Source organism: Pseudomonas sp. E1MeOHC2, from assembly GCF_058745025.1.
Genome location: NZ_CP196675.1, coordinates 3,289,358 through 3,313,868 on the forward strand (window position 1 = coordinate 3,289,358; position 24,511 = coordinate 3,313,868).

General features: G+C 60.8%; 26 protein-coding genes and 1 pseudogene. 23 read left to right on the forward strand and 4 right to left on the reverse strand.

All coding sequences use genetic code 11. The annotated features are described in order from the left end of the window. Positions 1 to 168 precede the first annotated feature (168 nt). The 14 genes from ACSSU5_RS14810 (at position 169) to ACSSU5_RS14875 (ending at position 12,174) form a co-directional block, all read left to right on the forward strand. Positions 169 to 675 (forward strand): disulfide bond formation protein B, encoded by a 507-nt coding sequence (locus tag ACSSU5_RS14810; protein ID WP_492559178.1) that lies wholly within the window; start codon positions 169 to 171, stop codon positions 673 to 675. Positions 676 to 1,233: 558 nt separating this feature from the next. Further along, entirely contained in the window at positions 1,234 to 2,178 is a 945-nt protein-coding gene (gene cyoA, locus ACSSU5_RS14815; protein ID WP_264310248.1) for a ubiquinol oxidase subunit II, read from the forward strand. A 3-nt stretch (positions 2,179 to 2,181) separates the two neighbouring features. Continuing rightward, a complete protein-coding gene (gene cyoB, locus ACSSU5_RS14820; RefSeq protein ID WP_264310247.1) occupies positions 2,182 to 4,203 on the forward strand; it encodes a cytochrome o ubiquinol oxidase subunit I in 2,022 nt (673 codons plus the stop codon). 3 nt (positions 4,204 to 4,206) lie between these two features. Next, entirely contained in the window at positions 4,207 to 4,830 is a 624-nt protein-coding gene (gene cyoC / locus ACSSU5_RS14825) for a cytochrome o ubiquinol oxidase subunit III (RefSeq protein WP_264310246.1), read from the forward strand. Next, positions 4,830 to 5,162, forward strand: a complete 333-nt coding sequence (cyoD, locus tag ACSSU5_RS14830) for a cytochrome o ubiquinol oxidase subunit IV (RefSeq protein ID WP_264310245.1) — start codon at positions 4,830 to 4,832, stop codon at positions 5,160 to 5,162. The genes cyoC and cyoD overlap by 1 nt, the downstream gene beginning before the upstream one ends. An 11-nt stretch (positions 5,163 to 5,173) precedes the next feature. Beyond that, on the forward strand, positions 5,174 to 6,061 hold the full coding sequence (cyoE, locus tag ACSSU5_RS14835) for a heme o synthase (protein ID WP_264310244.1): 888 nt from the start codon (positions 5,174 to 5,176) through the stop codon (positions 6,059 to 6,061). Between the two features lie 313 nt (positions 6,062 to 6,374). Next, positions 6,375 to 7,583, forward strand: coding sequence for an alanine transaminase (alaC, locus tag ACSSU5_RS14840; RefSeq protein ID WP_264310243.1), 1,209 nt, complete (start codon positions 6,375 to 6,377; stop codon positions 7,581 to 7,583). A gap of 115 nt (positions 7,584 to 7,698) precedes the next feature. Next, the gene (locus tag ACSSU5_RS14845; RefSeq protein WP_492559179.1) at positions 7,699 to 8,826 is read left to right on the forward strand and encodes a hypothetical protein; all 1,128 of its coding nucleotides are present in this window, start codon (positions 7,699 to 7,701) and stop codon (positions 8,824 to 8,826) included. A 171-nt stretch (positions 8,827 to 8,997) separates the two neighbouring features. After that, positions 8,998 to 9,384, forward strand: coding sequence for a YkgJ family cysteine cluster protein (locus ACSSU5_RS14850; protein WP_085272629.1), 387 nt, complete (start codon positions 8,998 to 9,000; stop codon positions 9,382 to 9,384). Positions 9,385 to 9,922: 538 nt separating this feature from the next. Continuing rightward, on the forward strand, positions 9,923 to 10,069 hold the full coding sequence (locus tag ACSSU5_RS14855; RefSeq protein WP_492559180.1) for a hypothetical protein: 147 nt from the start codon (positions 9,923 to 9,925) through the stop codon (positions 10,067 to 10,069). After that, positions 10,066 to 10,317, forward strand: coding sequence for a DUF3077 domain-containing protein (locus tag ACSSU5_RS14860; RefSeq protein ID WP_238210492.1), 252 nt, complete (start codon positions 10,066 to 10,068; stop codon positions 10,315 to 10,317). The genes ACSSU5_RS14855 and ACSSU5_RS14860 overlap by 4 nt, the downstream gene beginning before the upstream one ends. 254 nt (positions 10,318 to 10,571) lie before the next feature. Continuing rightward, entirely contained in the window at positions 10,572 to 11,135 is a 564-nt protein-coding gene (locus ACSSU5_RS14865) for a GNAT family N-acetyltransferase (protein WP_492559181.1), read from the forward strand. A gap of 92 nt (positions 11,136 to 11,227) precedes the next feature. After that, complete coding sequence (locus ACSSU5_RS14870) at positions 11,228 to 11,767, forward strand: hypothetical protein (protein WP_264310239.1); 540 nt, start codon at positions 11,228 to 11,230, stop codon at positions 11,765 to 11,767. Positions 11,768 to 11,787: 20 nt separating this feature from the next. Continuing rightward, on the forward strand, positions 11,788 to 12,174 hold the full coding sequence (locus ACSSU5_RS14875; protein WP_492559182.1) for a lysozyme inhibitor LprI family protein: 387 nt from the start codon (positions 11,788 to 11,790) through the stop codon (positions 12,172 to 12,174). A gap of 58 nt (positions 12,175 to 12,232) precedes the next feature. On the opposite strand, the gene mnmH is transcribed toward ACSSU5_RS14875, so the two are convergent. Beyond that, a complete protein-coding gene (gene mnmH / locus ACSSU5_RS14880; RefSeq protein WP_492559183.1) occupies positions 12,233 to 13,342 on the reverse strand; it encodes a tRNA 2-selenouridine(34) synthase MnmH in 1,110 nt (369 codons plus the stop codon). Further along, a complete protein-coding gene (gene selD, locus ACSSU5_RS14885; protein WP_492559184.1) occupies positions 13,342 to 14,376 on the reverse strand; it encodes a selenide, water dikinase SelD in 1,035 nt (344 codons plus the stop codon). Before selD ends, mnmH begins: the two co-directional genes overlap by 1 nt. Positions 14,377 to 14,503: 127 nt before the next feature. On the opposite strand from selD, the gene ACSSU5_RS14890 reads away from it, so the two are divergent. Genes ACSSU5_RS14890 through phnE form a run of 4 tightly spaced genes read left to right on the forward strand, consistent with a single transcriptional unit; the run spans position 14,504 to position 17,749 of the window. Beyond that, positions 14,504 to 15,358, forward strand: a complete 855-nt coding sequence (locus ACSSU5_RS14890) for a putative selenate ABC transporter substrate-binding protein (protein ID WP_492559185.1) — start codon at positions 14,504 to 14,506, stop codon at positions 15,356 to 15,358. A gap of 11 nt (positions 15,359 to 15,369) precedes the next feature. After that, positions 15,370 to 16,170 (forward strand): phosphonate ABC transporter ATP-binding protein, encoded by an 801-nt coding sequence (locus ACSSU5_RS14895; protein ID WP_492561321.1) that lies wholly within the window; start codon positions 15,370 to 15,372, stop codon positions 16,168 to 16,170. Then, a complete protein-coding gene (locus tag ACSSU5_RS14900; RefSeq protein ID WP_264310234.1) occupies positions 16,164 to 16,985 on the forward strand; it encodes a PhnE/PtxC family ABC transporter permease in 822 nt (273 codons plus the stop codon). The genes ACSSU5_RS14895 and ACSSU5_RS14900 overlap by 7 nt, the downstream gene beginning before the upstream one ends. Further along, entirely contained in the window at positions 16,982 to 17,749 is a 768-nt protein-coding gene (phnE, locus tag ACSSU5_RS14905; protein ID WP_492559186.1) for a phosphonate ABC transporter, permease protein PhnE, read from the forward strand. Before ACSSU5_RS14900 ends, phnE begins: the two co-directional genes overlap by 4 nt. Positions 17,750 to 17,778: 29 nt before the next feature. On the opposite strand, the gene ACSSU5_RS14910 is transcribed toward phnE, so the two are convergent. Then, positions 17,779 to 18,669, reverse strand: a complete 891-nt coding sequence (locus tag ACSSU5_RS14910; RefSeq protein ID WP_492559187.1) for a bestrophin family protein — start codon at positions 18,667 to 18,669, stop codon at positions 17,779 to 17,781. A gap of 163 nt (positions 18,670 to 18,832) precedes the next feature. Between ACSSU5_RS14910 and ACSSU5_RS14915 the strand changes: the two are divergent. Next, positions 18,833 to 18,943 (forward strand): annotated as a pseudogene (locus tag ACSSU5_RS14915) (helix-turn-helix domain-containing transcriptional regulator); the annotation flags it as partial. 185 nt (positions 18,944 to 19,128) lie between these two features. Here ACSSU5_RS14915 and ACSSU5_RS14920 read toward each other — a convergent pair. After that, on the reverse strand, positions 19,129 to 19,608 hold the full coding sequence (locus tag ACSSU5_RS14920; RefSeq protein ID WP_492559188.1) for a GNAT family N-acetyltransferase: 480 nt from the start codon (positions 19,606 to 19,608) through the stop codon (positions 19,129 to 19,131). 333 nt (positions 19,609 to 19,941) lie between these two features. Between ACSSU5_RS14920 and ACSSU5_RS14925 the strand changes: the two genes are divergently transcribed. From ACSSU5_RS14925 to ACSSU5_RS14940, 4 genes are all read left to right on the forward strand, one after another. Further along, the gene (locus ACSSU5_RS14925; protein ID WP_492559189.1) at positions 19,942 to 20,364 is read left to right on the forward strand and encodes a bleomycin resistance protein; all 423 of its coding nucleotides are present in this window, start codon (positions 19,942 to 19,944) and stop codon (positions 20,362 to 20,364) included. Between the two features lie 89 nt (positions 20,365 to 20,453). Continuing rightward, the gene (locus ACSSU5_RS14930; RefSeq protein WP_264310229.1) at positions 20,454 to 20,957 is read left to right on the forward strand and encodes a sigma-70 family RNA polymerase sigma factor; all 504 of its coding nucleotides are present in this window, start codon (positions 20,454 to 20,456) and stop codon (positions 20,955 to 20,957) included. Beyond that, a complete protein-coding gene (locus tag ACSSU5_RS14935; RefSeq protein WP_264310228.1) occupies positions 20,957 to 21,898 on the forward strand; it encodes a FecR domain-containing protein in 942 nt (313 codons plus the stop codon). The genes ACSSU5_RS14930 and ACSSU5_RS14935 overlap by 1 nt, the downstream gene beginning before the upstream one ends. Before the next feature lie 116 nt (positions 21,899 to 22,014). Beyond that, positions 22,015 to 24,465: a TonB-dependent siderophore receptor gene (locus tag ACSSU5_RS14940; protein ID WP_492559190.1), complete on the forward strand. Its 2,451-nt coding sequence runs from the start codon at positions 22,015 to 22,017 to the stop codon at positions 24,463 to 24,465. Positions 24,466 to 24,511 lie beyond the last annotated feature (46 nt).

A 24,511-nucleotide genomic window follows, 5' to 3' on the forward strand; every position in this document is an offset into this window, starting at 1 on the left:
CTCGCGACGTTGAACCGATGTCGCTACGGCCGGTCTCAGCCATCTCCGGATAGCCCCGCGCAGTGCTGTCACGTTGCCTCCTCGGCACGCTCAAAGGCCCTGCCCAGCGTGTAGAATTGCGCTCAGGCAGGCGGACCACGCGGCCACTATCCATCGAAGGAACCGGCAATGAACGAACAAACATCGCGCCTGAATCGGGAACGGCGCTTTCTGGTGCTGCTGGGGCTGATCTGCCTGTCGCTGATCGGTGGCGCCCTCTACATGCAAATCGTGCTTGGCGAGGCGCCTTGCCCGCTGTGCATCCTGCAGCGCTATGCCCTTCTGTTTATTGCCGTGTTCGCGTTCATCGCCGCCGCGATGCCTGGGCGCCGCAGCCTGACCTTCTTCGAAGGCCTGGTGGTGCTCAGTGCCGTTGGCGGAATCGTTGCGGCCGGCAACCATGTGTATATACTCGCCAACCCCATGGTCAGTTGCGGCATCGATACCCTGCAGCCGATCGTCGACGACCTGCCCCTGGCCAAGCTGTGGCCACTGGCATTCCAGGTCGATGGCTTCTGCAGCACGCCGTACCCACCGATCCTCGGCCTGTCGCTGGCGCAATGGGCGCTTGTCGCGTTCGTGCTCACCGCTATCCTGGTGCCGCTGGGTATCTACCGCAACCGACGTCAGGCTTAGACAAAAGTCCCGAATTACATCGGGGCTTTTGCACCGCACCTGATGCGCAGAAAGTTGCTCCCCGCTTGATCCAGATCAATGACAAAGCCTTGTAGAATGCGGCTTTGAGGGCTACCCGGCGGGGTGCGACAAACTGTCGCGAAGTTGATCCATCGCGTCGCATTGTTGCAGATTCTGTAAAAGACTGTTGCTCAATAAGTCATAGTCAAGGGTTGGCGACCTATCTACAATCGCCCCCAATTTCCGTTCGGCACTGCTTGCGAGTCGCAGGATTGAAGGAAGCCTCAGCGCTCCCTTTTGCTGACTTCGTCAAGTTTCGCCCAGCGGCGATACCGAGCGGACACCCCTCCGCGTTTTCCCGCACCAAATGGACTTGGTCTGAAGTACAGGCCTGTTGCCTACGAAACCATAAGCACCGTTAAACCGCTTTAGCCAAGGTCCTGCAGTCGGACCCCTGGCAGGAGTGACTACGGGCGCGAAATGCCGCACTTGGCAGGACGAAGTGTTGGCTACCAAAACACAAATTGCATTGAAGCAAGCTGATCTAGAGGTCGTGAGATGAGTAAAAAGCGTTACCCCAGACTGTTTGGCATATTGCCCTTTTTAGGCATGCTTTTACTCAGTGGGTGCAACTGGACCCTGCTCGACCCGAAAGGTCAGGTCGGCATTGAGCAAAAGAACCTCATCCTCATCGCTACCGGCCTGATGCTGCTGGTGGTGGTGCCGGTCATCATCATGACCCTGGTGTTCGCCTGGAAGTACCGTGCTTCCAACAAGGCCGCCACCTACACGCCTGACTGGTCGCACTCGACCAAGATCGAGGCCGCGGTGTGGATCATCCCGATCCTGATCATCATTGCCCTGGGTTACTTCACCTACCACTCCACCCACAAGCTGGACCCTTACCGTCCGCTGGATTCCGACGTGAAGCCGATCCAGATCGACGTGGTCGCGCTGGACTGGAAATGGCTGTTCATCTACCCGGAACAGGGCATTGCCACGGTCAACAAGATCAACTTCCCGGCCAATACCCCGATCAACTTCCGCGTCACCTCTGACGCCGTGATGAACTCGTTCTTCATCCCGGGTCTGGGCGGCCAGATCTACGCCATGGCCGGCATGACCACCAAACTGCACCTGATCGCCAACGAGAACGGTGTGTTTGACGGTATCAGCGCCAACTACAGCGGTGCTGGTTTCACCGGCATGAAATTCAAGGCTACTGCCACTTCCCAGGCCGACTTCGATGCATGGGTCGCCGAGGTCAAGCAGTCGCCGCTGAAACTGGGCAAAGCCGAGTACGACGCTCTGGCCAAACCTAGCGAATACAACCCAGTCGCGCTGTACAGCGAGGCCCCGGCAGAGCTGTTCCAGTCCATCGTCGACAAGTACGAAGGCATGAACCGCGGCAAGCCGGTCCACGAAGAAGCAGGCAGCAAAGATCTGGCCACTACCAAGGGTGTGGAATCGAGTATGCAACCAGCTGCCGGTGCAGAGGAGTAAGAGATGTTCGGTAAACTAAGCCTGGAGGCGATACCCTATCACGAGCCGATAGTCATGGTGACGCTTGCCATGATCGCGCTCGGCGGTATCGCTGTCGTCGGTCTTATCACCTATTTCCGCAAGTGGACCTACTTGTGGAGCGAGTGGCTGACGACTGTCGACCACAAGAAAATCGGGGTGATGTACATCATCGTCGCGATGATCATGCTGCTGCGCGGCTTTGCCGACGCCATCATGATGCGTACCCAGCTGGCTGCCGCCACTGGTGGATCCGAAGGCTACCTGCCGCCTGAACACTATGACCAGATCTTCACCGCTCACGGTGTGATCATGATCATCTTCATGGCGATGCCGTTCTTCACCGGCCTGATGAACCTGGCCCTGCCTCTGCAGATCGGTGCACGTGACGTTGCCTTCCCGTTCCTGAACTCCCTGAGCTTCTACCTGCTGCTGGCAGGCGTGCTGCTGGTCAACATCTCCCTGGGCGTCGGCGAATTCGCCAAGACCGGTTGGGTTGCCTATCCGCCGCTCGCGGGCATTCAGTACAGCCCTGGCGTGGGTGTCGACTACTACATCTGGGCGCTACAGCTATCCGGATTGGGTACGACGCTTACCGGTGTGAACTTCCTCGTCACCGTGATGAAGATGCGCGCACCTGGCATGAAACTGATGGACATGCCGATCTTCACCTGGACCTGCACCTGGGCCAACGTGCTGATCGTTGCTTCCTTCCCGATTCTGACCGCTGCACTCGCTCTGCTGACTGTTGACCGTTATCTGGACTTCCACATTTTCACCAACGAGCTTGGTGGGAACCCGATGATGTACGTCAACCTGTTCTGGGCGTGGGGTCACCCTGAGGTTTACATCCTGATCCTGCCGGCCTTCGGCGTGTTCTCGGAAGTGACTTCGACCTTCGCAGGCAAGCGCCTGTTCGGTCACCACTCGATGATCTATGCATCGGGCGCGATCGCCATTCTTGGCTTTGCGGTATGGCTGCACCACTTCTTCACCATGGGTGCCGGCGCGAGCGTCAACACCTTCTTCGGTCTGGCGACGATGCTGATTTCGATCCCGACCGGTGTGAAGTTGTTCAACTGGCTGTTCACCATCTACCAGGGCCGCCTGCGCTTCACCGCGCCAGTACTCTGGACCCTGGGCTTCATGGTCACCTTCTCCATCGGTGGCATGACCGGCGTTCTGCTGGCCGTTCCAGGTGCTGACTTCGTTCTGCACAACAGCCTGTTCGTAATTGCTCACTTCCACAACGTGATCATCGGTGGCGCGGTATTCGGCTACATCGCCGGTTTCGCCTTCTGGTTCCCGAAAGCCTTCGGTTTCACCCTGAACGAGAAGTGGGGCAAAGCTGCCTTCTGGTTCTGGATCTCGGGCTTCTACGTTGCGTTCATGCCGCTGTACGCCCTGGGCTTCATGGGCATGACCCGTCGTCTGAACCACTCCGACAACCCACTGTGGGAACCCTACCTGTGGGTAGCTGTTGTCGGCGCCGTGCTGATCCTGTTCGGTATCGCTTGCCAGCTGATCCAGATCTTCGTTTCGGTCCGCGACCGCAACCAGAACCTGGACGTGACCGGCGACCCATGGGGCGGCCGTACCCTGGAATGGTCGACTTCTTCGCCACCTCCGTTCTACAACTTCGCTCACATGCCTGAGAAAGTTGGTCTGGACGCCTGGCACGAAGCCAAAGAAGCCGGTGTTGCCTACAAGGTGCCGGGCAAGTACGAAGCGATCCACATGCCGAGCAACACCTCTACCGGTTTGTTCATGGGCCTGCTGCTGACCGTCTTCGGCTTTGCCTTCATCTGGCACATCTGGTGGCTGGTAGGTGCGAGCCTGGTTGCAACCATCGCTGTCTTCGTTCGCCACGCTGCGCGTGACGACCAGGGCTACATGGTGCCTGCCGAGGAAGTGGCGCGTATCGAAGGCGAGCGCTTGAAAGCCCTGGCCAAGGCCGGTGCACTGCCTGCTGGCGGCGCACGTGTCGAATCGTTTGAACGGGTGTAATCAATGTCCAGTCAAGTAATCCACGGCGCTGCTCATGGTCACGACCATGGGCACGACGATCACCACCACGACTCGGGCCAGATGACCGTACTCGGTTTCTGGCTGTACCTGATGACCGACTGCATCTTGTTTGCGTCGCTCTTCGCCACCTACGCGGTGCTGTCCGGCAGTTTTGCCGGCGGCCCGTCGGGTCATGACATTTTCCAGCTCGACTTCGTAGCGGTCGAAACTGCCTTCCTGCTGCTGTCCTCGATCACCTTCGGCTTCGCCATGCTGAAGCTGTTCGATGGCAAGAAAGCAGGCGTACTGGGCTGGTTGGCTGTGACCTTCCTGTTCGGTGCTGCGTTCATCGCGATGGAAATCTATGAATTCCATCACCTGATCGCCGAAGGCTTCGGCCCGCAGCGCAGTGGCTTCCTGTCGGCGTTCTTCGCGCTGGTCGGTACCCACGGTCTGCACGTGACTGCAGGTCTGATCTGGATGGCAATCCTGATGTATCAGATCAGCACCAAGGGCATTACCCCGACTGCCAAGACCCGCATGAGCTGCCTGAGCCTGTTCTGGCACTTCCTGGACGTGGTCTGGATCTGCGTATTCACCGTCGTCTACCTGCTGGGGGTTCTGTAATGGCTAACGCACACGACACTCATCACGAAGGTAATCACGGCAGCGTGAAGTCCTACATGATCGGCTTTGTACTGTCGATCATCCTGACCGCGATCCCGTTCGGCCTGGTGATGTTCCCAAGCCTGCCTAAGAACCTGACCGTTCTGGTCGTGGTCGCGATGGCTGTGATTCAGGTAGTAGTGCACCTCGTGTACTTCCTGCACATGGACCGCTCGAAAGAGCAGCGTTCCAACGTGTCGACGTTCCTGTTTACCGCCATGGTAATTGCACTGCTGGTCGGCCTGTCGCTGTGGATCATGTTCAACATCCACATCGAAATGATGGCCAAGTGAGGTAAGACTGCATGTCCGTTAAGCACTTTATCCAAATCACCAAACCGGGGATCATTTTCGGTAACGTGCTTTCCGTGGCAGGCGGTTTCTTCCTTGCCGCGAAGGGCCATGTGGACTTCGCCCTGTTCCTGGCGGTGGTGGTAGGTACTTCTCTGGTGGTGGCGTCGGGTTGTGTGTTCAACAACTGCATCGACCGCGACATCGACATCAAGATGGAACGTACCAAGAACCGCGTCATGGTCCAGGGCGGCATGTCGCTGCCCCTCGCGCTGATCTACGCCACCCTGCTTGGGGTGGCGGGTTTCAGCCTGCTGTATGTCCAGGCCAACCCACTGTCGGCGTTCTGTGCGCTGATCGGCTTCATCGTCTACGTCGGTTTCTACAGCCTCTGGCTGAAGCGTAAATCGGTGCACGGCACCTTGGTCGGCAGCCTTTCGGGTGCCATGCCTCCGGTGATCGGCTACTGCGCCGTGAGCAACAGCTTCGACTTGGCTGCAGTGACCCTGCTGGTGATGTTCAGCCTGTGGCAGATGCCGCACAGCTTTGCGATCGCCATCTTCCGCTTCAAGGATTACAGCGCTGCCAACATCCCGGTCCTGCCGGTGGCGCGCGGTATTCTTGCAGCCAAGAAGCAGATCGTGCTGTACGTGCTGGCCTTCGTGCTCGCGACCCTGATGCTCACCCTCGGCGGTTACGCCGGCCTCGGTTACATGGCCGTGGCTGCTGCCATGGGCCTGTACTGGCTGTACATGGCATGGGGTGGCTACAAGGCCGAGGACGACAGCAAGTGGGCCCGCAAGGTGTTCGGCTTCTCGATCCTCACCGTCACTGCCCTGAGCGTGATGATGTCGGTAGACAGCCAGACCGCTGCGGACGTGCTGATGACCTACGCACGCTGATACCGCTGCCTGTTACACGAAAACCCCGGCCATGTGCCGGGGTTTTTTTATGGGTGTTCTCCTGTGCCGGCCTCTTCGCGGGGCAAGCCCGCTCCCACCGGTGCGATCCCTGTGGGAGCGGGCTTGCCCCGCGAAGAGGCCGCCCCTGAAAACATAATTCTCTAATTTTCAAAAAATACATCTGAAAAATTCTAACAAAACAGGATTTTGTCCTTTACACGAATCCTGTTTCGGCACTATCTTCTGATCCAGGCCGCCACATCGGCCAACGTCGCTCGGACGGTTCCGGGCGCTTACGTACTCAGAGGAAACCATGGCCAACCCAGGTTCGCCGCGCCGCTTCGCGCGCATTGATCGTCTCCCCCCTTATGTCTTCAACATCACCGCCGAGCTCAAGATGGCCGCCCGACGCCGTGGCGAAGACATCATCGACCTGAGCATGGGCAACCCCGATGGCGCGACCCCGCCGCACATCGTCGAGAAACTGGTTCAGGTCGCTCAACGCGAAGACACTCACGGCTACTCCACCTCCCGCGGCATCCCACGCCTGCGCCGGGCCATCTCCAACTGGTACAAGGACCGCTACGAGGTCGACATCGACCCGGAAAGCGAAGCCATCGTCACCATCGGCTCCAAGGAAGGCCTGGCCCACCTGATGCTCGCCACCCTCGACCAGGGCGACACGGTGCTGGTGCCCAACCCCAGCTACCCGATCCACATCTACGGCGCCGTGATCGCCGGCGCCCAGGTGCGTTCGGTGCCACTGGTGCCGGGTGTGGACTTCTTCAATGAGCTTGAGCGGGCCATCCGCGAGTCCATCCCCAAGCCAAAGATGATGATCCTCGGCTTCCCGTCCAACCCTACCGCGCAGTGCGTGGAACTGGACTTCTTCGAGCGCGTGGTGGCACTGGCCAAGCAGTATGGTGTGCTGGTGATCCACGACCTGGCCTACGCCGATATCGTCTACGACGGCTGGAAAGCACCTTCGATCATGCAGGTGCCAGGCGCCAAGGACATTGCGGTGGAGTTCTTCACGCTGTCCAAAAGCTACAACATGGCCGGCTGGCGTATTGGCTTCATGGTGGGCAACCCAGAGCTGGTCAATGCCCTGGCGCGCATCAAGAGCTACCACGACTACGGTACCTTTACGCCCTTGCAGGTGGCAGCCATCGCGGCGCTTGAAGGCGACCAACAGTGCGTGCGCGATATCGCCGAGCAGTACCGCCAGCGCCGCAACCTGTTGGTGAAGGGTTTGCACGAACTGGGCTGGATGGTCGAGAACCCCAAGGCATCGATGTACGTGTGGGCGAAGATCCCGCCGGAGTATGCGCACCTTGGCTCGCTGGAGTTTTCCAAGAAGCTGTTGGCCGAGGCCAAGGTTTGCGTGTCGCCGGGTATCGGCTTTGGCGATTATGGCGACGACCACGTGCGTTTTGCGCTGATCGAGAACCAGGACCGTATTCGCCAGGCTATCCGGGGTATCCGCCAGATGTTCAGGGCCGATGGCCTGACCCAGAAGTAAGCAGCAAGGGGCCGCTCGGCGGCCCCAGTTCTGTCGATGGGGGTGGCCTTCCGACTGCCTGCCGATTATTCGCACGACTACCTTGAGCACTCATTTTTCCTTTTCGGGTATCCAAATGAGTGTATTTACAGCCTATTTCTGCGGTACGGGTTCCCACCGCTTCGATGCTGCCAACCCCAATTTCTGGAACGGTGAACTGGTCTCGACATTGGCCGGCAATGATCAGGGGCGCGAGTTCGCCCACTGGGTTGCGGTTGATGGGCCGGGCAGTGGCAACCTTCAGGACGATGATTTGTTCGTCGAGCCGGGTGGCTACTTCAACTGGAGTGGTCAGTTGTTCGGTCGTGGTTGGGAAGAGAATGTGGGCCATGTACTGCAGGTGATAAAGGGCGAATGCAGCTGGCAGCGCACCAAACTCACCGAGCAAGATTACGCACGGCTCAAAGACGCAGGCGTACCGATCCCGGATGCATCCGCCACGGCGTCCTGGTTTTGGCGAACCTATGACTACGGCGATCGCCACCCAACCCCGCAGGCACTGCAAGAGCAGATCATCACGATGTTCCGCAAGCCGCGCCTGCCGACCCAGGTCAACCTGGTGGGCTGGAGCCGGGGCGGTGTCAGCTGCCATATGCTGGCCAATGCGATGGCCGAGGACCCGATGCTGCGGGATATCCCGGTCAACATCTTTGCCATCGACCCAGTGCCGGGTGTAGGCAACATCCAGGCGCAACGGGTAACGCTGGCGGGCAATGTCAGGGAATACGTCGGTTTCTATTCGCGGGATGAACGCTCCAAAGGGTTTGCCTGCGTGATTCCTTCTGTCGAGAGTGGCACACGCATGTGCATTTACCCCATGCCCGGCCGCCATGCCACGCTGGTAGGTAATGCTTCAGCCGATGGCGCAGGCGATGGAAAGGTGCTGATCGAGCCCGGGCTGATCGTGCGGCATTTCGCCGAAGTCTGCCTGAGCCGTTGGGGTGTCGAGCTGGACAAGCAGTTGGTGCTGGATGACAACCAGCTGATGCAGCATCACCTGGCCATGGCGGCCGCCGATGAGGACTACCAGGCCATGCGCAGCCAGTCGTATACCGTCATCACCGAGGGTGAAAGGGACGACCGACTGGTGCACTGCGGTGAAGCCCGTACGCGCTTCAGCCAGGTGAGCGGCGACAGCTATGACCCTAGCGAAGGCCTTGGCCTGCAGCACTGGGATGCCAACACCTACAAGGCCTTGCGTTAACCCAGTCGGGCGGGTGGCAGGTGTGCTGTCCGCCCGTTTTGCGGGCCTTGAGGCTTGCCGGATCAGCGGCAATTTTTTTTGCATTCCCCCTCTATCCAGCCAGCCCCGGTTGGAATGAAAATGGCGCCGCGGGCCCAGCCCCGATAACAACAACCTTCCCTCCGTGGTCTCATGTCCGAATATAACCCTTGCCTTGACTGCGGCGCCTGCTGCGGGTACTTCCGTGTGTCTTTCTTCTGGGGCGAATGCCAGTCTGCCGGGGGTGTTGTGCCTGACGACCTGGTGGTGCAGATCAACCCGACCCGGGTCGCGATGATCGGCACCGATGCCAAGCCTTGCCGCTGCGTCAGCCTTGCCGGCGAGATCGGCAAAGAGGTGGCGTGCACCATCTACGCCAACCGCTCGAGCCCTTGCCGGGAGTTCGAAGCGTCGTGGGAGGGTGGGGTGCATAACCCCAGCTGCGACGATGCGCGCGCGGCTTATGGGCTGCCGCCGTTGACCCCGCCTGGGGCCAACGAGCCGCATTGGCCGGATGATGATGGGGCTGAGGTGGCCTGACTGTTTTTGGGTCGTCTGTGCCGGCCCTTTCGCGGGCAAGCCCGCTCCCACAGGCTCTCCACTGCTCTTGATGGCACCGGAGATACTGGTGGGAGCGGGCTTGCCCGCGAAAGGGCCATCAGCTGTAAGAAAATTCTGAACTTGAAACCAAGTGCTTCAGATTGGCAAGCGCGTGGAATTATCCTACGACTTGTGTCGGACGCCGTCTGATAGTCTGGCAAGTACCTCAGGGTTAACGTCTCGCCGTCGCTGCTATTGGCGATCGGGTGTGAGAAGCCCGCTGATGAGGTGGCTTGCCAGTTATGGCAGCCGTGCGCGTGCAGACTTCGGTCTGGCCGTGGTGCCTCCAGACACGGTCTTCTCACCTCGCGTACGGCTGCCACCCAATCTGTGAGAAGGATGAGTGGTTGCTTCTGAAAATTATTCTGAGGTGACTATGAAGAAGCTCGTTCCAGACCCACCCACTTTCCCAATCCCATACATCTCGATAACCGCCGACCTGTCTCAAAAAGACGCGAAGTGCCAAACAGTCAGGCTCATGGGCAGCCTTTCCCAAACCATCGAGCTGTACCTCAAAGCCGAAGACCGCGCTCAACGCTGCATCCTCCTCGAAAACATGTCGATCCATACCGAACTGCTGTATGCGCTGTTCGCCCACATGAAGGCGCAGGAGGCAGTGCTATGAGCAATCACCTGAAAACCCACACCACTGCTGGCGTGGAGACGTTTCTCGAACTGTTTCGTATCGAGCCGGGCATCCCTCTTGATCACGCGTTCGACGAATTGTCCGTGCTGCTTGGGTGCATACGCCACCTCAGCGAAGAGGCCGAGATGGAGGGCAACAAGGTTGCAGGCAGCGCCGCGCGGATTCTCAGTGCCATGGCCAAGGCGCTGATCAATGACATGGAAATGGGGTTGAACCGGGGCGGTTGAGCCATTTTTAAACGGCGAGTAACGGCTGATAGGCGCATGGCGAAAGTGCTGCAGCGTCCTTGAGATCGAGCGCCGCCCGCGCGGCGCTCGATTTGCGCCCCAACGCAAAACCCCCGCCAGGCACCTACTGGCCATGACGCAGTCCCCGCACCGAGTCACCCACTCTCAAACACACGATAAAACCCAACGCATCCCCCAGCCGCCCCGCTTGACGTTAAACTGTCATCTCCCCAGCAATGGACAGGAGATCCGGCGTGACCCCACCCCGCAGTTTCCCCAGTGACCTCTGCCTCGACAGCCCCCGCCTGCAGTTGCGCCCGATGCGCCATGGCGATGCCGCGCAATGGCTGGCGATCATGGCCGACCCCGAGGTCATGCGTTATTGGCACCATGCCCCCTGGCACAACCTGGCCGAAGCCGAAAGCGCCCTGGCCGCCGACCGCGAAGCCTACGCCAATGGCGACCAGCTTAAGCTCGGCATGTACCGCCGTGACAACGGCGAATTGATCGGCATGGTCCAGCTGTTCAATATTGACGACGTCTCGCGCCGTGGCGAGATCGGCTATTGCCTGGCCAGCGCGGTACAGGGCAGGGGCTACATGGACGAGGCGCTGACCTGCTTCATCGACTACCTCGCCCACACCCTGCACATGCGCCGCCTGGAGGGCGAGATAGCCCCCCGTAACCAAGGCTCGGCGCGCACGCTCGAACGCCAGGGCTTCGTGCTCGAAGGCACCCTGCGGGCGCGCTGGTGCGTGGCCGGTGAGCTGTCCGACTCGGGCCTTTATGGGCTGCTGCTGGAACCACCGGTTGCATAGTGTTGCGGCGAGCGGAGACTTCTGAAGCTCTGGAAGCGGGGCAGGGCCTGGGTTATGGTCGCAGCCTGTCCCGTGTTCTCCAGGTGCGCCCTTTGCCCGTTTTCTATCTCAGCGCCAGCTTGCTGCTGTTTCTATTCAGCCTCTGTTTCGATGGCGCCCTGATGGCTGCCGACCGCCATATGCCCGCCCTGCAGATGTTGCTGTACGGGCCATGGGGCATGCCCTTCGGGTTGTACCAGTGGTTTGCCAACCCGCTGCTGGCCGTGGCGATTCTTGCCCATCGTCGGTTCCGCCGGCTGGCGTTGGTCTGCGGGCTGGCGGCGCTGTACCTGGCCGCCAGCAGCTTCGGCATCGACCGCTTGCCAGACAGCCAGAGCTACGCGTTCCACGAGCGCACCGGCTTTGGCGCGGGCTTCTATCTGTGGCTGACAGCGATGCTGGTGTTCTGCGCAGGCCAGGCCTGGCACTGCTGGAAGGCCCGCAGTGCCGACGACATGCCCGGCTGGCGCTGGTTTGATGTGGCCTTGATAGCGGCATTGGGTGTCGCGTTGTATGCCGCGACCCAGATGCCGTCATTGCGTTTCGAACCGGGCAAGGTGCTGATGCCGCCGGAACAACCGCAGACGTTTTGACACCCACAGGGAGCATTTTGATGAACAGGTATTACCTGACTGGCTTGGCGTTGGCCTGTGTGCTGCCGCTGGCGATGGCCGAAGACTATTCGCCGGGCTACGGGCAGTGCATGGACCAGGCGTCCAGCACAGTGGCCATGAGCAACTGCATCCAGGCCGAAACCCAGTTGCAGGACCAGCGCTTGAACCGGGTGTACAAACAGTTGATGGGCAAGCTGGAGGCTGGGCAGCAGAAACGCCTGCGCGAGGTGCAGCGTAAGTGGATCGCTTACCGCGATGATAACTGCACGTTCCACGTACAGGCCAGTGGCGGCACCATGGCGCAGCTGGAAGGCGGCGTGTGCGGGATGGACATGACCCGGGACCGGGCAGCCGAGCTTGAGCGGGTGCTCAGCCCGGGGCAGTGAGATGGCCGCTCCTACAGACGACATCGGTGCAAGGTGTTTGGCGGTTGGTTAAGCGGCCTTAGTGTTTCTGCCTTTGCGCGCGGGCCTTGAGGTACTCCCGAACCTCAATGGCATCCCCCGCAAACTCGATACGTTCAGCCTTGGCCTCGCGCTGATAGGCATACATCGGGTCGTAATACTCCTTCAGCAACCCTTCGATCCAGCCCCGGTGCAGGTCCACCGCGCCGCTGCGCTGCTGTTCTTCCAGTGCTTGCTGCAAGATGGCGGACAAGCGCTGGCAGCGTTCGCCACCCAGGCGCTTGTGGATATTGGCCATGCTCGACAGCATGCGTTCGGCAAACAGTCGGCGGCCGGCTTCGCCCCCGTGCACATCGACGAACTCTGCGCTCAGGTTGACCACGTAATCGCGCAGGATGCGTTCAACACGGTTGTCGAAGCTCTCCTCCAGCCATACCAACGGGTACTGCTGCATGCCTTGGTACAACGCCAGCGGCACGGTGCAGCTGCCGACGATACGGCCTTCATCCTCAAGCACGAATTGCTCGATGCCACGCGCGCGCTTTTTCAGTACATCGATGGCCAGCTTGTTTTCGAAGCCGATTTGCGCCGGTTGCGCGGTGGCCCGTTTACCGAAGCTGGAGCCGCGGTGGTTGGCGTGGCCTTCCAGATCCAGGCCGTTGCCCAGCTGATGCAGTACATCGGTCTTGCCGGTGCCGGTGAGGCCGCCGATCAGGACGAAATCGCAGTGCTCCACGGCCTGCTGGGTGGTGTCCAGCAGGAAGGTGCGCATCGCTTTGTAGCCGCCCTTGACCCGTGGGTAGTCGATGCCCGCTTCATCGCGCAGCCACTGCTGAACGATCAGCGAGCGCAGGCCACCGCGAAAGCAATAAAGGTAGCCATCGGGATGCGCCTTGGCGAAGCTGGCCCAGGCATGCAGGCGTTCGCCCTTGATCGCGCCACTGACCAGTTGGTGGCCAAGCGTGATGGCGGCGGCCTGGCCTTGCTGTTTGAAACAGGTGCCGACCTTCTGCCGTTCCTGGTCGTTCATCAGCGGCAGGTTGACGACGCCGGGGAAGGCGCCCTTGGCGAATTCGACCGGTGCGCGGATGTCCATCATCGGCACGTCGTTCAAAAATAGCTGGCGATAATCGCTACAGTCGGGGCGCATCAAAGCACCTCGACTGCGTGGCCCTGTCGCTCGACCAGTGTGCCGATAGGTGACAGTTGCAGGCCCAGTTCGGCCGCCACGGCAAGGAATTGCGCGTCACCCTCAGGGCTGACCGCCACCAGCAGGCCACCGCTGGTTTGCGGGTCGCACAGCAGGTGCTTCTGGTCCTCGCTCAGGGCGCCGATCTTGTGGCCGTAGCTTTCGTAATTGCGCAAGGTGCCGCCGGGGATGCAGCCCTCGGCCAGGTAATGCTCGACACTGGGCAGGCGCGGTACTGCGGCGTAGTCCAGGTGCGCGGTGAGGCCGCTGCCCTCGGCCAGCTCCACCAGGTGGCCCAGCAGGCCGAAACCGGTGACGTCGGTCATCGCCATCACGCCTTCGAGTTTGCCAAAGCGGCTGCCGGGGGTGTTGAGGGTGCACATCCAGTCGCGCGCCAGGCCCTGGTCCTGCTCGCGCAGCTTGGCTTTTTTCTCGGCGGTGGTGAGGATGCCGATGCCCAGCGGCTTGGTCAGGTACAGGCGGCAACCGGCGGTGGCGGTGTCGTTGCGTTTGAGATGACGCTTGCTGACCACGCCGGTGACGGCCAGGCCGAAGATCGGTTCCGGGGCGTCGATGGAATGGCCGCCGGCCAGCGGGATGCCCGCTTCGGCGCAGACCGCGCGCCCCCCACGGATCACTTCGCGGGCCACTTCTGGCGCCAGCACGTTGATCGGCCAGCCAAGGATGGCAATGGCCATCAATGGGTCGCCGCCCATGGCGTAAATGTCGCTGATGGCATTGGTGGCGGCGATACGGCCGAAGTCATACGGGTCATCGACGATCGGCATGAAGAAGTCGGTGGTCGAGACCACGCCGCGTTCCTCGTCCAGGGCATACACGGCGGCGTCGTCGCGCGAAGCGTTGCCGACCCAGAGTTTCGGGTCCAGGGCCTGGACGCCGCTTTCGGCAAGGATCACGTCCAGTACCTTGGGGGAGATCTTGCAGCCACAACCGGCGCCGTGGCTGTACTGGGTCAGGCGGATTGGCTCGCTCATACGTACCTCAGCAGATCAAATTGTTGCGCGATTGTAGCAAAGCTGGCCATTGCGCCATGGGCACATATACTTTTCACGGTCGGCGCGGCTGCCGACTCAATACCCGCCAATGACCCGGAGAATGCCCATGCTCAAACGCCCTCTGGCGCTCGCCGCCGGCCTCGTGCTGTCCTGCTGTGCCGTTGTCGCCCAGGCTGCAGAAACCCTTCGGGTCAGTGCCATCCCCGACGAAGCGCCAACCGAGCTGCAGCGTAAATTCAAGCCGTTGGGGGAGTATCTGTCCAAGCAACTGGGCATGGAGGTGAAATTCGTGCCGGTCGCCGACTACCCGGCGGTGGTCGAATCATTGGCCTCCGACCGCCTCGACCTGGCCTGGTTGGGCGGTTTCACCTTTGTCCAGGTGCACTTGAAAGACCCGACCGCCACGCCACTGGTGCAGCGTGAGCAGGACGCGCAGTTCACGTCCAAGTTCATCACCGCCAACCCCAATGTGAAGAGCCTGGCCGACCTCAAGGGCAAGTCGTTCGCCTTCGGCTCCATCTCGTCCACCTCGGGCAGCCTGATGCCGCGTTACTTCATGCTCAAAGAGGACAACATCAAGCCTGAGGACTACTTCAGCCGGGTGGCCTACTCCGGTGCCCATGACGCCACTGCGGCCTGGGTGCAAGCTGGCAAGGTCGATGCAGGGGTGCTCAATGCCAGCGTCTGGCAAAAGCTGGTGGATGCCGGCAAGGTCGATACCAGCAAGGTGAGGGTGTTTGCCACCACCCCGACCTATTACGACTACAACTGGACCGTGCGCGGCAACATGGCGCCGGCACTCAAGGCGAAGATCAAGCAGGCGTTCCTCGACCTGGACCCGGCCAACCCCGAGCACAAGGCGATCCTCGACCTGCAGGCCGCCAGCCGCTTCATCGAGACCAAGCCTGAGAACTACAAGGGCACCGAACAAGCCGCGCGCGAGGCCGGCCTGCTCAAGTGACTGACCTTCGGGTGGCCATTCAGTTGCACGATGCCAGCCTGCACCACGGCCAGGTCCGCGCCCTGGACGCGCTCAACCTGCGTATCGAGCGGGGCGAGCGGGTCGCGATCATCGGCCCCTCTGGCGCGGGCAAGTCGAGCCTGCTGCACTTGATGGCCACGGCCATCCAGCCCAGTGCCGGGCGCCTGGAGCTGTTTGCTGAGCAACCCTGGCAGTTATCTGGTAGGGCGCGTCAGCGCTTGCGGGCGCGGGTCGGCTTGGTGCATCAGGCACCGCCCTTGCCGCCGCGCCAGCGGGTTGTGACGGCGGTGCTGGCGGGGCGGCTGGGGCAGTGGGGCATCTTGCGTGGCCTGTTCAACCTGCTGTACCCGACCGATGTGCCTGGCGTGCGTCAGGCATTGGCCGAGCTGGGGCTGGCAGACAAATTGTTCGTCCAGTGCGGGCAACTGTCCGGCGGCCAACTGCAGCGGGTGGGTATTGCACGGGTGTTGTATCAGCGCCCGCAATTGCTGCTGACCGACGAGCCTGTCTCGGCCATGGACCCGGTTCTAGCCGACCACAGCTTGGCATTGCTCAACCGCCACGCCCAGGCCAACGGTGTAACGCTGGTGGCCAGCCTGCATGCGGTCGAGCTGGCGCTGGCGCACTTTCCACGGGTGATCGGCATTCGTGAGGGGCAGGTGGTGTTCGACAGCCCGGCCGAGGCGGTCAGCCCGCAAATGCTCGATGCACTCTATGCCAACGAACACTTGTCTTCGCCCCCCTTGCAAGGGCCTGCAGCGGTGCTGACGGTGCAGATACCACGATGCTGAGGGCCCGCGACCCGGCGGCGCTGCCACGGTTGCTGCTGACCCTGCTGGCAGTAGCGGTGTTATGGCCGGGCCTGCAGTTGAGCGAGCTGAACCCAGGTGTGCTGTGGCAGGCAGAGAACCGCCAGCAGATCGCCAGTTTCACTCAGGCTTTCTGGCCGCCGGCGCATGATTCGGCATTTTTGCAACTGCTGTACGAGGCCACCTTGCAGACGCTCGCCGTGGCCACGGCCGGCATGACGCTGGCGCTGTTGTTGGCGGTGCCGGCGAGCCTGCTGGCCAGCCGTGCCTTGTCGCTGCGGGCGGCTTCACGAGGCGGGCGGGCAGGATGGTGGTCGCGGGTGCTGCGGTTGCCGGTACGCGGGCTGCTGATCTTTCTGCGCAGCGTGCCGGAGATCGTCTGGGCCTTGCTGTTCGTGCGTGCCGTGGGGCTTGGGCCAACGGCAGGAGTGCTGGCCATCGCCATTACTTACAGCGGCATGCTCGGCAAGGTCTACGCCGAAATCTTCGAGTCGGTCGACCAACGCCCGGCCCATGCCCTGTTGCAGGCGGGCAGTGGTCGGCTGATGGCCTTTTTCTACGGCATTTTGCCCAATGCCGTGTCGGAGGTGGTGTCGTACACCGTGTACCGCTGGGAGTGCGCAGTGCGTGCCTCGGTGGTGATGGGGTTTGTCGGCGCTGGCGGGCTGGGGCAGCAGATCGACCTGTCGATGCGTATGTTTGCCGGCGCGGAAGTGGCGAGCATGCTGCTGACGTTTCTGCTGCTGGTATCGCTGGCTGACCTGCTCAGCCGCTTTCTGCGAGCAAGGCTGGCATGAACCGGGCGATCAACTTGCTGGTGCTCGGCGTGATCATCGCCGCAGTGGTGGCCTCGTTCGCCTATCTGGAGCTGGACCTGCACGCGCTGGTCGGCGATGGCGGCTTAGGGCAGATGGGCGAGTACGCGGGGCGATTCCTGCACCCGGACCTGTCCGTCGAGCATTTGCGCGCGGTGTGGCATGGCGCCTTGGAGACCCTGGCGATGTCGGGCTTGGGGACCTTGTTGGCGGTGATGCTGGGGATGCTGCTGGCGTTGCCGGCGGCGGGCCGCTTCGGCTGGCCGCTGCAGGCAGCGGCGCGTGTACTGCTCAATGCCTTGCGGGCCATCCCCGAGTTGGTCTGGGCGGCGCTCACCGTGCTGGCCGCAGGGCTTGGCCCGAATGCCGGGACCCTGGCCTTGGGGTTACACACAGCCGGCGTGTTGGGCCGCTTGTTTGCCGAGGCGTTGGAGAACGCGCCGGCAGAGCCTGCTGCAGCTATTCGCTTGCAGGGCGGCAGTCAGGTGGCGGCATTCTGCTTTGGCACCTTGCCTAACCTGTGGCCGCAGTTGCTGGCCTACAGCCTGTACCGCTGGGAGAACAACATCCGCATGGCCAGCGTGTTGGGGTTTGTCGGGGCGGGTGGGTTGGGGCAGATGCTCTACACCACCTTGAGCCTGTTCCAGGAGGCGCAAGCCAGCACGGTGATCATCGCCATGCTGGTGCTGGTGTTGCTGGTGGATGCCTTGAGTGATGTGCTGCGCCAGCGGTATGTGCGCGCCTGACTGGGGCTGCTGGGCAGCCCGCGCATGCATCAGGTGGTCAGTTCGCCATGCTGCGCTTCCCGTTGCATCGACTCCAGGTTGCGCTCGATCGTCTCGCAGATGGTGTCCATCTGGATCTGGTGCTCACTGAAACGGAAGGGGCTTTGCAGGTCGGTGCCGATCCGCTCGATGGCCAGCAACATGAACCCCACCACCGTCGATGCCAATGGCGTGAACCACCCCAACGACTCGACCAGGCCCACCGGCACGATCAGGCAGAACAGCGTGATGAACAGCCGTGGAAAGTACACATAAGGGTAGGGTAGTGGTGTATTGGCAATCCGTTCCATGCCGCCCTGGGCATTGGACAGGTCCACTAGCGTGGATTCCAGCCGCGCCAGGCGAATGCTGTCCAGGCGCCCGGCCTGGTATTCCCGCGCCAGCAGGGCTGCCGAGCCACTGAGGATGTCGTTGGCGAAGTTGTTCGAGCGGTTGCGCCGTTCGAACTCCGCTTGCGGGATGAACGCTATCAGTTCATCCGCGCAGTGGTTGCCCTTCAAGTGCGCGGCCAGGCAGTTCACATAGGCGATATGCCGGCGCAGCAAGGTCGCCTTGATCGGGTTCAGCCCGTCATCCGGGTCATCGATCAGCGTCAGCGTCTGCCGGGCAAAACTGCGCGAACTGTTGACCAATGCGCCCCATAACGTGCGCGCCTCCCACCAGCGGTTGTAGGCGCTGCTGTTGCGAAAGCTCACCAGCACCACCAGCGCCGAACCTAGCAAGGTCAAGGGAATCAACGGCAGGGTGAACTTGCTGTTGAAGAACAGCATGAAGTCGATGGTGACCAGCACATCCCAGATCAGCAGCCAGAACAGCGACCAGCCGATGTAACCGATGGTCTTCACCACCAGGCGGTACTTGCGGGCGATGATCTCTTTCACACGGGGTACCTCGAAACGCGGGGGATGCAGGATCGGACGTCGAGGGATGGGTATGGTTCGGCAGCTGATGTTGCAAGACATTTTTTTGGGCGTGTTTGAAAGAAAAAACTGACTGAGGTATCGGACGCTACTGAATTCTCTTCGCAAAGGTGAGGCGGCACGGTTAGGTCGAGAAAGCCTCTATAAAGCACTTAGCCCAGGCGCTAAGCGCCGCTTTGATACAGTGCTTAAAGTCATACGTGCCCTAGGCGTGGAGCTTTTTGTTCAGCCCCACACGTCGTCAGTCATCCATCGCTGTGGGAGCGGGCTTGCACCGCGATCTGCCGCAACGCGGCAGCAAAGCCTGAGTTCGCGGCGTCTTTGACACTATTTGATATCAGGTACAGGAGCGCTTCGCACTCCATCGCGGGGCAAGCCCGCTCCCACAAAACTTTTCGTACAGAGCCTAGATTTCGCAGGCTAGGCCAGCACCTGCCTCATCTGCACCAACGCCACCCGCTTCCCATCTGGCGCCTGGCGTTCTTCGATGCCGAACGGCACAAAGCCCAGCTGTGGATAAAGCAGCAACCCCGCCGTGTTGTGATTGAAGCACGACACCCAAATCTCTCGCGCCGCAAACTGCTCGCGGGCCAGCTCGATCATGGCGGTTACCAGGTAGCTCGCCACCCCACGGCCGCGGGCGGCTGGCGCCACTACCACGTTGCCCAGGGCGCACACGCCGCCGTGCTCGGCTTTGTAGAAGTTGGCGAAGCCCAGCACCGTGCCGTCGCCTTCTGCCACCGTAGAACCGTTGCGCTGGGCGATGGCCTCGGTGAGTTGCGCAGGTGTGAGCGGGTAGGTTGCTTTGGGGAACATGTAGAACAGTTCGTCCGGGCCCTGGGGGAAGCAGCAGATGGCAGGGATGTCGCTGGGCTGAACAGGGCGGTGGTGCAGGTGCATGGCAGGTCCTTTTGCAGTGGTTTGGCTGGCCGTTTGCGGCCAAGCCCCGCTCACAGGCTAGCACTGCCTCAGTTGGAGATCACCGCCGACTGCTCAAGGTTCGGCAGCCACCGCCACAACCCCCCCATTCGAGGTGAGCTCAATTGAGCTGTATTGAGCTACATTGAGCTGCTTTCAAAGTGCCATGACCTCGCCAATCAAAATCCTGAGCGCAGTTCGAGCCGTTGTTGCAGGCTGAGCTGGATATGGGTCGAGGCTGGGCGGTGACATTGAGTGGGCATTGCCACACATTGCTCGAGCCTGTTTGCAGATCACAATTGAAAGGAGTCAATAATGCTGAAGCTTAATTCCCTTGTCCCCGAGCTCATCGTTTCCGACCTTACGCGAAGCCTTGCCTTCTACTGCGACATCCTTGGTTTCAAGATCGAGTATGAGCGCCCAGAAGACCATTTCGCCTTCCTGTCCTTCGGCGGCAGCCAGCTGATGCTGGAGCAGGACTGGCACAGTGAATCGCCCTGGCGGGTCGGCCCGCTTGAACCGCCCTATGGGCGAGGGATCAACTTGTCTATCGCATGCCCGGACGCATCAGCGCTGGTTTCGGCACTGGAGGCGGCTGGGCATCCGCTTAGAAACCCGGTTGAAGAGCGTTGGTACCGCAGCGGTGAATCTCTGTTCGGGCAGCGCAATTTTCTGGTGCTCGACCCTGACGGTTACTTGCTGCGCTTTGCAGAAGATATTGGTAGCAAACCCTGCTGACTGTTCTTGGCGAAGGCAAAGCCCGCCTGGATTGATTTGATAATCGTTATCATCTAAGGTGCCATCCTCGCCTCGGAGGGATACCCGTGATGAACGATGATCTGAGTCAGGTCTACGCAGAGCACAACGGATGGCTCAAGCAGTGGCTTTACCGTCGGCTGGGTTGCTCTGCCCAGGCCGCTGACCTGGCACAGGACACTTTTCTGCGGATCCTTCAGGCGCAGCAGAAAGCGGGGGCAAGCCTAAGCCTGCAAAGGCCGCGTGCCTATCTCGCAACGGTAAGCCGACGTCTGGTATACGACCATTTTCGCCGCCAGTCGCTGGAGCGCGCCTACCTCGAAATGCTCGCGCAACTGCCAGAACTGTTTGCGCTATCTGCCGAGGAACAGTGGTCAATGCGCGAAACGCTGCAGCAGTTGGACGCATTGCTCGACACCTTCAAACCGGTCGTGCGCTCGGTGTTCCTGTTGGTGCAACTGGAGGGCCTGACCTATGTCGAGGTGGCGCGCCGCCTGGGCATCGGCGAGCGCACGGTCAAGCGGCACATGGCCAACGCCCTGGAAGCCTGCATCCTGTTCGACGACGACTTCTGATGCTCAGCCAGCAAAACCGAATCACCCCGGAAGTGGCACGGCAAGCGGCCCACTGGCACATGCTGATGCTCGACGAAGCGATCAGCGTGGCCCAGCGTGATGCCTGTGCCCGCTGGCGCGCGGCGGCGCCCGAGCACGAGCGGGCCTGGCAGAAGGCGCAGCGGGTGCGGGCACAGTTGGGGCTGCTGCCGCAGCAGTTGGCCATGGGTACCCTGAACCGTGAACGTCGACAAATGATCAAGCAACTGCTGGCGCTGGCTATCGTTGCCCCGCTTGGTTATGCAGGTTACCGCCAGCTTGTGCCTCAGCAGGCCTATGCCACCCGCGTTGGCCAACGCAAGCAGCTGACACTGGCCGACGGTACGGTTCTGGACCTGAACACCGACACCGCAGTGGATGTAGATTTCGATGCGCATCAACGCCTGATAAGCCTGCGCCGTGGCGAAATTCTGGTGGACAGTGGGCCCGATACCCTCAGCGCTCATCACCGGCCATTGCGCGTAGCCAGCGAGCAAGGCCTGATGGAAGCCCTGGGTACTCGCTTCGTGGTCCGCCAGCGAGAGGGCGCTACTCAACTGTCCGTGCTTGAGGGGGCGGTGCGGGTAATACCGACTCATGGTCCAGAACCAACCCTCGATGCCGGTCAGCAGATTACCTTCGACGCCTGGGGCCAGGGCGCCCTGGCGGTTGCACGTGAACAAGACAGCCAGTGGACGCGTGGCCAATTGGTGGTCGACGAAATGCCGCTGCGCGAATTCCTCAGCGAGCTGGGCCGGTATCGACCGGGCTGGCTTCGCTGCCAGGCCGATGTAGGGCAGCTGCTGCTCAGCGGTGCGTTCCAGTTGGACAATACCGACGCCATCCTGGCCGCATTGCCCGCCACGTTGCCGGTTCAGGTCGATTACCGGACCCGGTACTGGGTGACCGTCACCGCGCGTTAATGAGAATTGGCCCGTTTTGCCAATTCGTCAGTCCTTACCTGTGGAACTGCCACATACATAGGGACAATTTCTCAATGATCCGCTCTAGTTCAACGCGTTTAACGACCGATCCGATCATGGGTAAACCGCGTGCATCCAGCTATCGACGCGTCCTCGCCCTCAGTGCCCTGGCCATTGCCCTGCAGGGCAGCGGTGCATCAGCATTGGCTGCGCCTGAAAAGGCGCAGCACGGCTACAGCATCGCCTCCGGGAGCCTGGCCCAGGTACTTGGCCGGTTTGCCAGTGAAGGGGGAATTACCCTGCAATACACCTCGGAACTGACGCGAGGGCTTACCAGCCCTGGTCTACAGGGGCAATACGGAATTGAAGAAGGGTTTCAAAGGCTGCTTGCCGGGACCGGCCTGCAGGCCATACCTCGCGGGGGCAACGTGTACGGCCTGCAGCCGTTGCCGCAGGACGGTACGGCCCTGGAGCTTGGGGCGACTAATGTAAACGCACAGGGCGAGTCAGCTTACGGCCCGGTGGACGGGTATGTCGCCAAGCGCACTGCCACAGCCACCAAGACCGATACGTCTATCCTGGAAACCCCGCAGACCATCAACGTCATCACCCAGGACGAAATGAAGGCGCGTGGCTCACTCTCGGTCAGCGAGGCCTTGCGCTATACACCCGGCATACAAGTCGATGGCTTCTCGGCACGGGTCAAGGCGTTTGACGAACCCACCTCGCGGGGGTTCAACGCTACGCCCATGTATCTGGACGGCTTGCACCTGCCCTACGGCGGCGGCAGTACCGGCGGCGCCCTGCAGATCGACCCCTACCTGCTCGAACGCGTCGAAGTACTCAAAGGGCCGGCTTCCGTGCTGTATGGCCAAAACCAGCCGGGGGGCATCGTCAACATGGTATCAAAGCGCCCCACAGCCGAAACCTTGCGCTCGGTCAAACTGGGGGCGGGTAGCCATGATCGCAAGTATGGTGCCTTCGACCTTGGCGGCCCGCTCGACGAACAGGGTACTTTTCTGTATCGCCTTACCGGGGTGGTCAGCGACGTGAATTCGGAAGTCGACTATGCCGACCAGAAACGCATGACCCTTGCTCCAAGTTTCACCTGGAACGTCAACGACCGCACCACCCTGACGTTCTACGGCCATTTTCAGAAGGATAACGACACACCCGAGCCGCAGGGTCTCCCTGTGTGGGGCACGGTATTGGCCAACCCCAACGGCACTATCGACCGCGACCGCTTCATTGGTGAGCCCAACTATGCGTCCTACGACCGAGATCAGTACACCCTCGGCTATGAGGTTGCCCACGAGCTGAACGAGGTCTGGACGCTCAAGCAGAACGCGCGCTATGCCTATGTCGACGACCGCTTTGTATCCTTGCTGCACGGCTACGAGTTCATCCCCAACCAGGTCAGTGGTGCAAACGACCTGAGCTCGATTGGCCGCTACGCCATCGACTGGGCGCAGACCAACAAGGTCTATGGCATCGACAACACCGCCCAGGCCGTATTCAAAACGGGCGAGGTCGACCACACGCTGCTGTTGGGGGCCGACTACTACCACTTCAATTCCAGGTTCCTCGGCCGCTACCAGAACAACCCGCCCGGTATTGATCTGTACAACCCGGTTTATGGTCAGCCAGTCGATTTCAGCCTGGTTGCCGAGAATACCTGGGATAACACCATCCGCCAGACCGGGTTGTACCTGCAGGACCAGATCAAGTGGGAACGCTGGTTCCTGACCATCGGTGGCCGTTATGACTGGGCTGTAACTGAAAACAAGCAACCTCTGTACAAAGTCGACAACAGCATCAAGGATGAGAAGTTCTCTGGTCGTGTCGGCTTCGGCTACCTGTTCGACAACGGTATCACCCCATACTTCAGCTATTCCGAGTCATTCCAGCCCAATACCGGCACTGACTTTCACCACAATACCTTCGATGCATCGACTGGCAAGCAATACGAAGTGGGTATCAAGTATCAGCCGCCAGGTTCCAACAGTTTCGTGCAGGTGTCGGCTTATCAGATTGACCGCAGGAATGTCCTGACGGCGGACTCGGTTCATTTGGGCTACAGCAACCAATCGGGTGAATTGCGCTCGACTGGCCTGGAGATCGAAGGCAAAGCTGAGCTGACCCGCAACCTCAATCTTATCGCCTCGGTCTCGCGTGTCGACACCGAGTACACCAAGGACAACGACGAGATGAAAGGTCGCCATCCGGTAGGTATATCGCCACTGACTGCTGCTACATGGCTGGATTACAAGATGCCAGAGAGCAGCAGCCTGCGCGGCCTGGGTTTTGGGGTTGGCGTTCGTTACGTGCGTAGCAGCCCCGGGACGAGCAGGGCCTACCGTGAATTCGATGTCCCGTCGTACTCGGTCTATGACGGCATGATCGCTTACGACCTGGAGAAATCACCTTTGGCAATCAAGGGCGTGCGTATTCAGGCCAATGTCGAGAACATCGATGACAAACGTTACGTAAGCCGGTGCTCCGGTGTGTGGGAGTGCACCTATGGGCAGGGAAGAACGGTCACCGCAAACCTGACCTATGACTGGTGAAACGAGATCGGCCCTTGGTAAACATGGCGACCAGAGCACAAAGCCA

Coding starts and splice junctions, on each gene's coding strand:
- cyoC (WP_264310246.1), top strand. CDS start 4,207: ATGTCCAGTCAAGTAATCCACGGCGCTGCTCATGGTCACGACCATGGG.
- ACSSU5_RS14875 (WP_492559182.1), top strand. CDS start 11,788: ATGAACAGGTATTACCTGACTGGCTTGGCGTTGGCCTGTGTGCTGCCG.
- ACSSU5_RS14935 (WP_264310228.1), top strand. CDS start 20,957: ATGCTCAGCCAGCAAAACCGAATCACCCCGGAAGTGGCACGGCAAGCG.
- ACSSU5_RS14920 (WP_492559188.1), bottom strand. CDS start 19,608: ATGCACCTGCACCACCGCCCTGTTCAGCCCAGCGACATCCCTGCCATC.
- ACSSU5_RS14860 (WP_238210492.1), top strand. CDS start 10,066: ATGAGCAATCACCTGAAAACCCACACCACTGCTGGCGTGGAGACGTTT.
- alaC (WP_264310243.1), top strand. CDS start 6,375: ATGGCCAACCCAGGTTCGCCGCGCCGCTTCGCGCGCATTGATCGTCTC.
- mnmH (WP_492559183.1), bottom strand. CDS start 13,342: ATGCGCCCCGACTGTAGCGATTATCGCCAGCTATTTTTGAACGACGTG.
- ACSSU5_RS14890 (WP_492559185.1), top strand. CDS start 14,504: ATGCTCAAACGCCCTCTGGCGCTCGCCGCCGGCCTCGTGCTGTCCTGC.
- ACSSU5_RS14925 (WP_492559189.1), top strand. CDS start 19,942: ATGCTGAAGCTTAATTCCCTTGTCCCCGAGCTCATCGTTTCCGACCTT.
- selD (WP_492559184.1), bottom strand. CDS start 14,376: ATGAGCGAGCCAATCCGCCTGACCCAGTACAGCCACGGCGCCGGTTGT.
- ACSSU5_RS14855 (WP_492559180.1), top strand. CDS start 9,923: ATGGGCAGCCTTTCCCAAACCATCGAGCTGTACCTCAAAGCCGAAGAC.
- cyoE (WP_264310244.1), top strand. CDS start 5,174: ATGTCCGTTAAGCACTTTATCCAAATCACCAAACCGGGGATCATTTTC.
- ACSSU5_RS14810 (WP_492559178.1), top strand. CDS start 169: ATGAACGAACAAACATCGCGCCTGAATCGGGAACGGCGCTTTCTGGTG.
- cyoA (WP_264310248.1), top strand. CDS start 1,234: ATGAGTAAAAAGCGTTACCCCAGACTGTTTGGCATATTGCCCTTTTTA.
- ACSSU5_RS14930 (WP_264310229.1), top strand. CDS start 20,454: ATGAACGATGATCTGAGTCAGGTCTACGCAGAGCACAACGGATGGCTC.
- ACSSU5_RS14900 (WP_264310234.1), top strand. CDS start 16,164: ATGCTGAGGGCCCGCGACCCGGCGGCGCTGCCACGGTTGCTGCTGACC.
- cyoB (WP_264310247.1), top strand. CDS start 2,182: ATGTTCGGTAAACTAAGCCTGGAGGCGATACCCTATCACGAGCCGATA.
- ACSSU5_RS14845 (WP_492559179.1), top strand. CDS start 7,699: ATGAGTGTATTTACAGCCTATTTCTGCGGTACGGGTTCCCACCGCTTC.
- ACSSU5_RS14850 (WP_085272629.1), top strand. CDS start 8,998: ATGTCCGAATATAACCCTTGCCTTGACTGCGGCGCCTGCTGCGGGTAC.
- cyoD (WP_264310245.1), top strand. CDS start 4,830: ATGGCTAACGCACACGACACTCATCACGAAGGTAATCACGGCAGCGTG.
- phnE (WP_492559186.1), top strand. CDS start 16,982: ATGAACCGGGCGATCAACTTGCTGGTGCTCGGCGTGATCATCGCCGCA.
- ACSSU5_RS14940 (WP_492559190.1), top strand. CDS start 22,015: ATGGGTAAACCGCGTGCATCCAGCTATCGACGCGTCCTCGCCCTCAGT.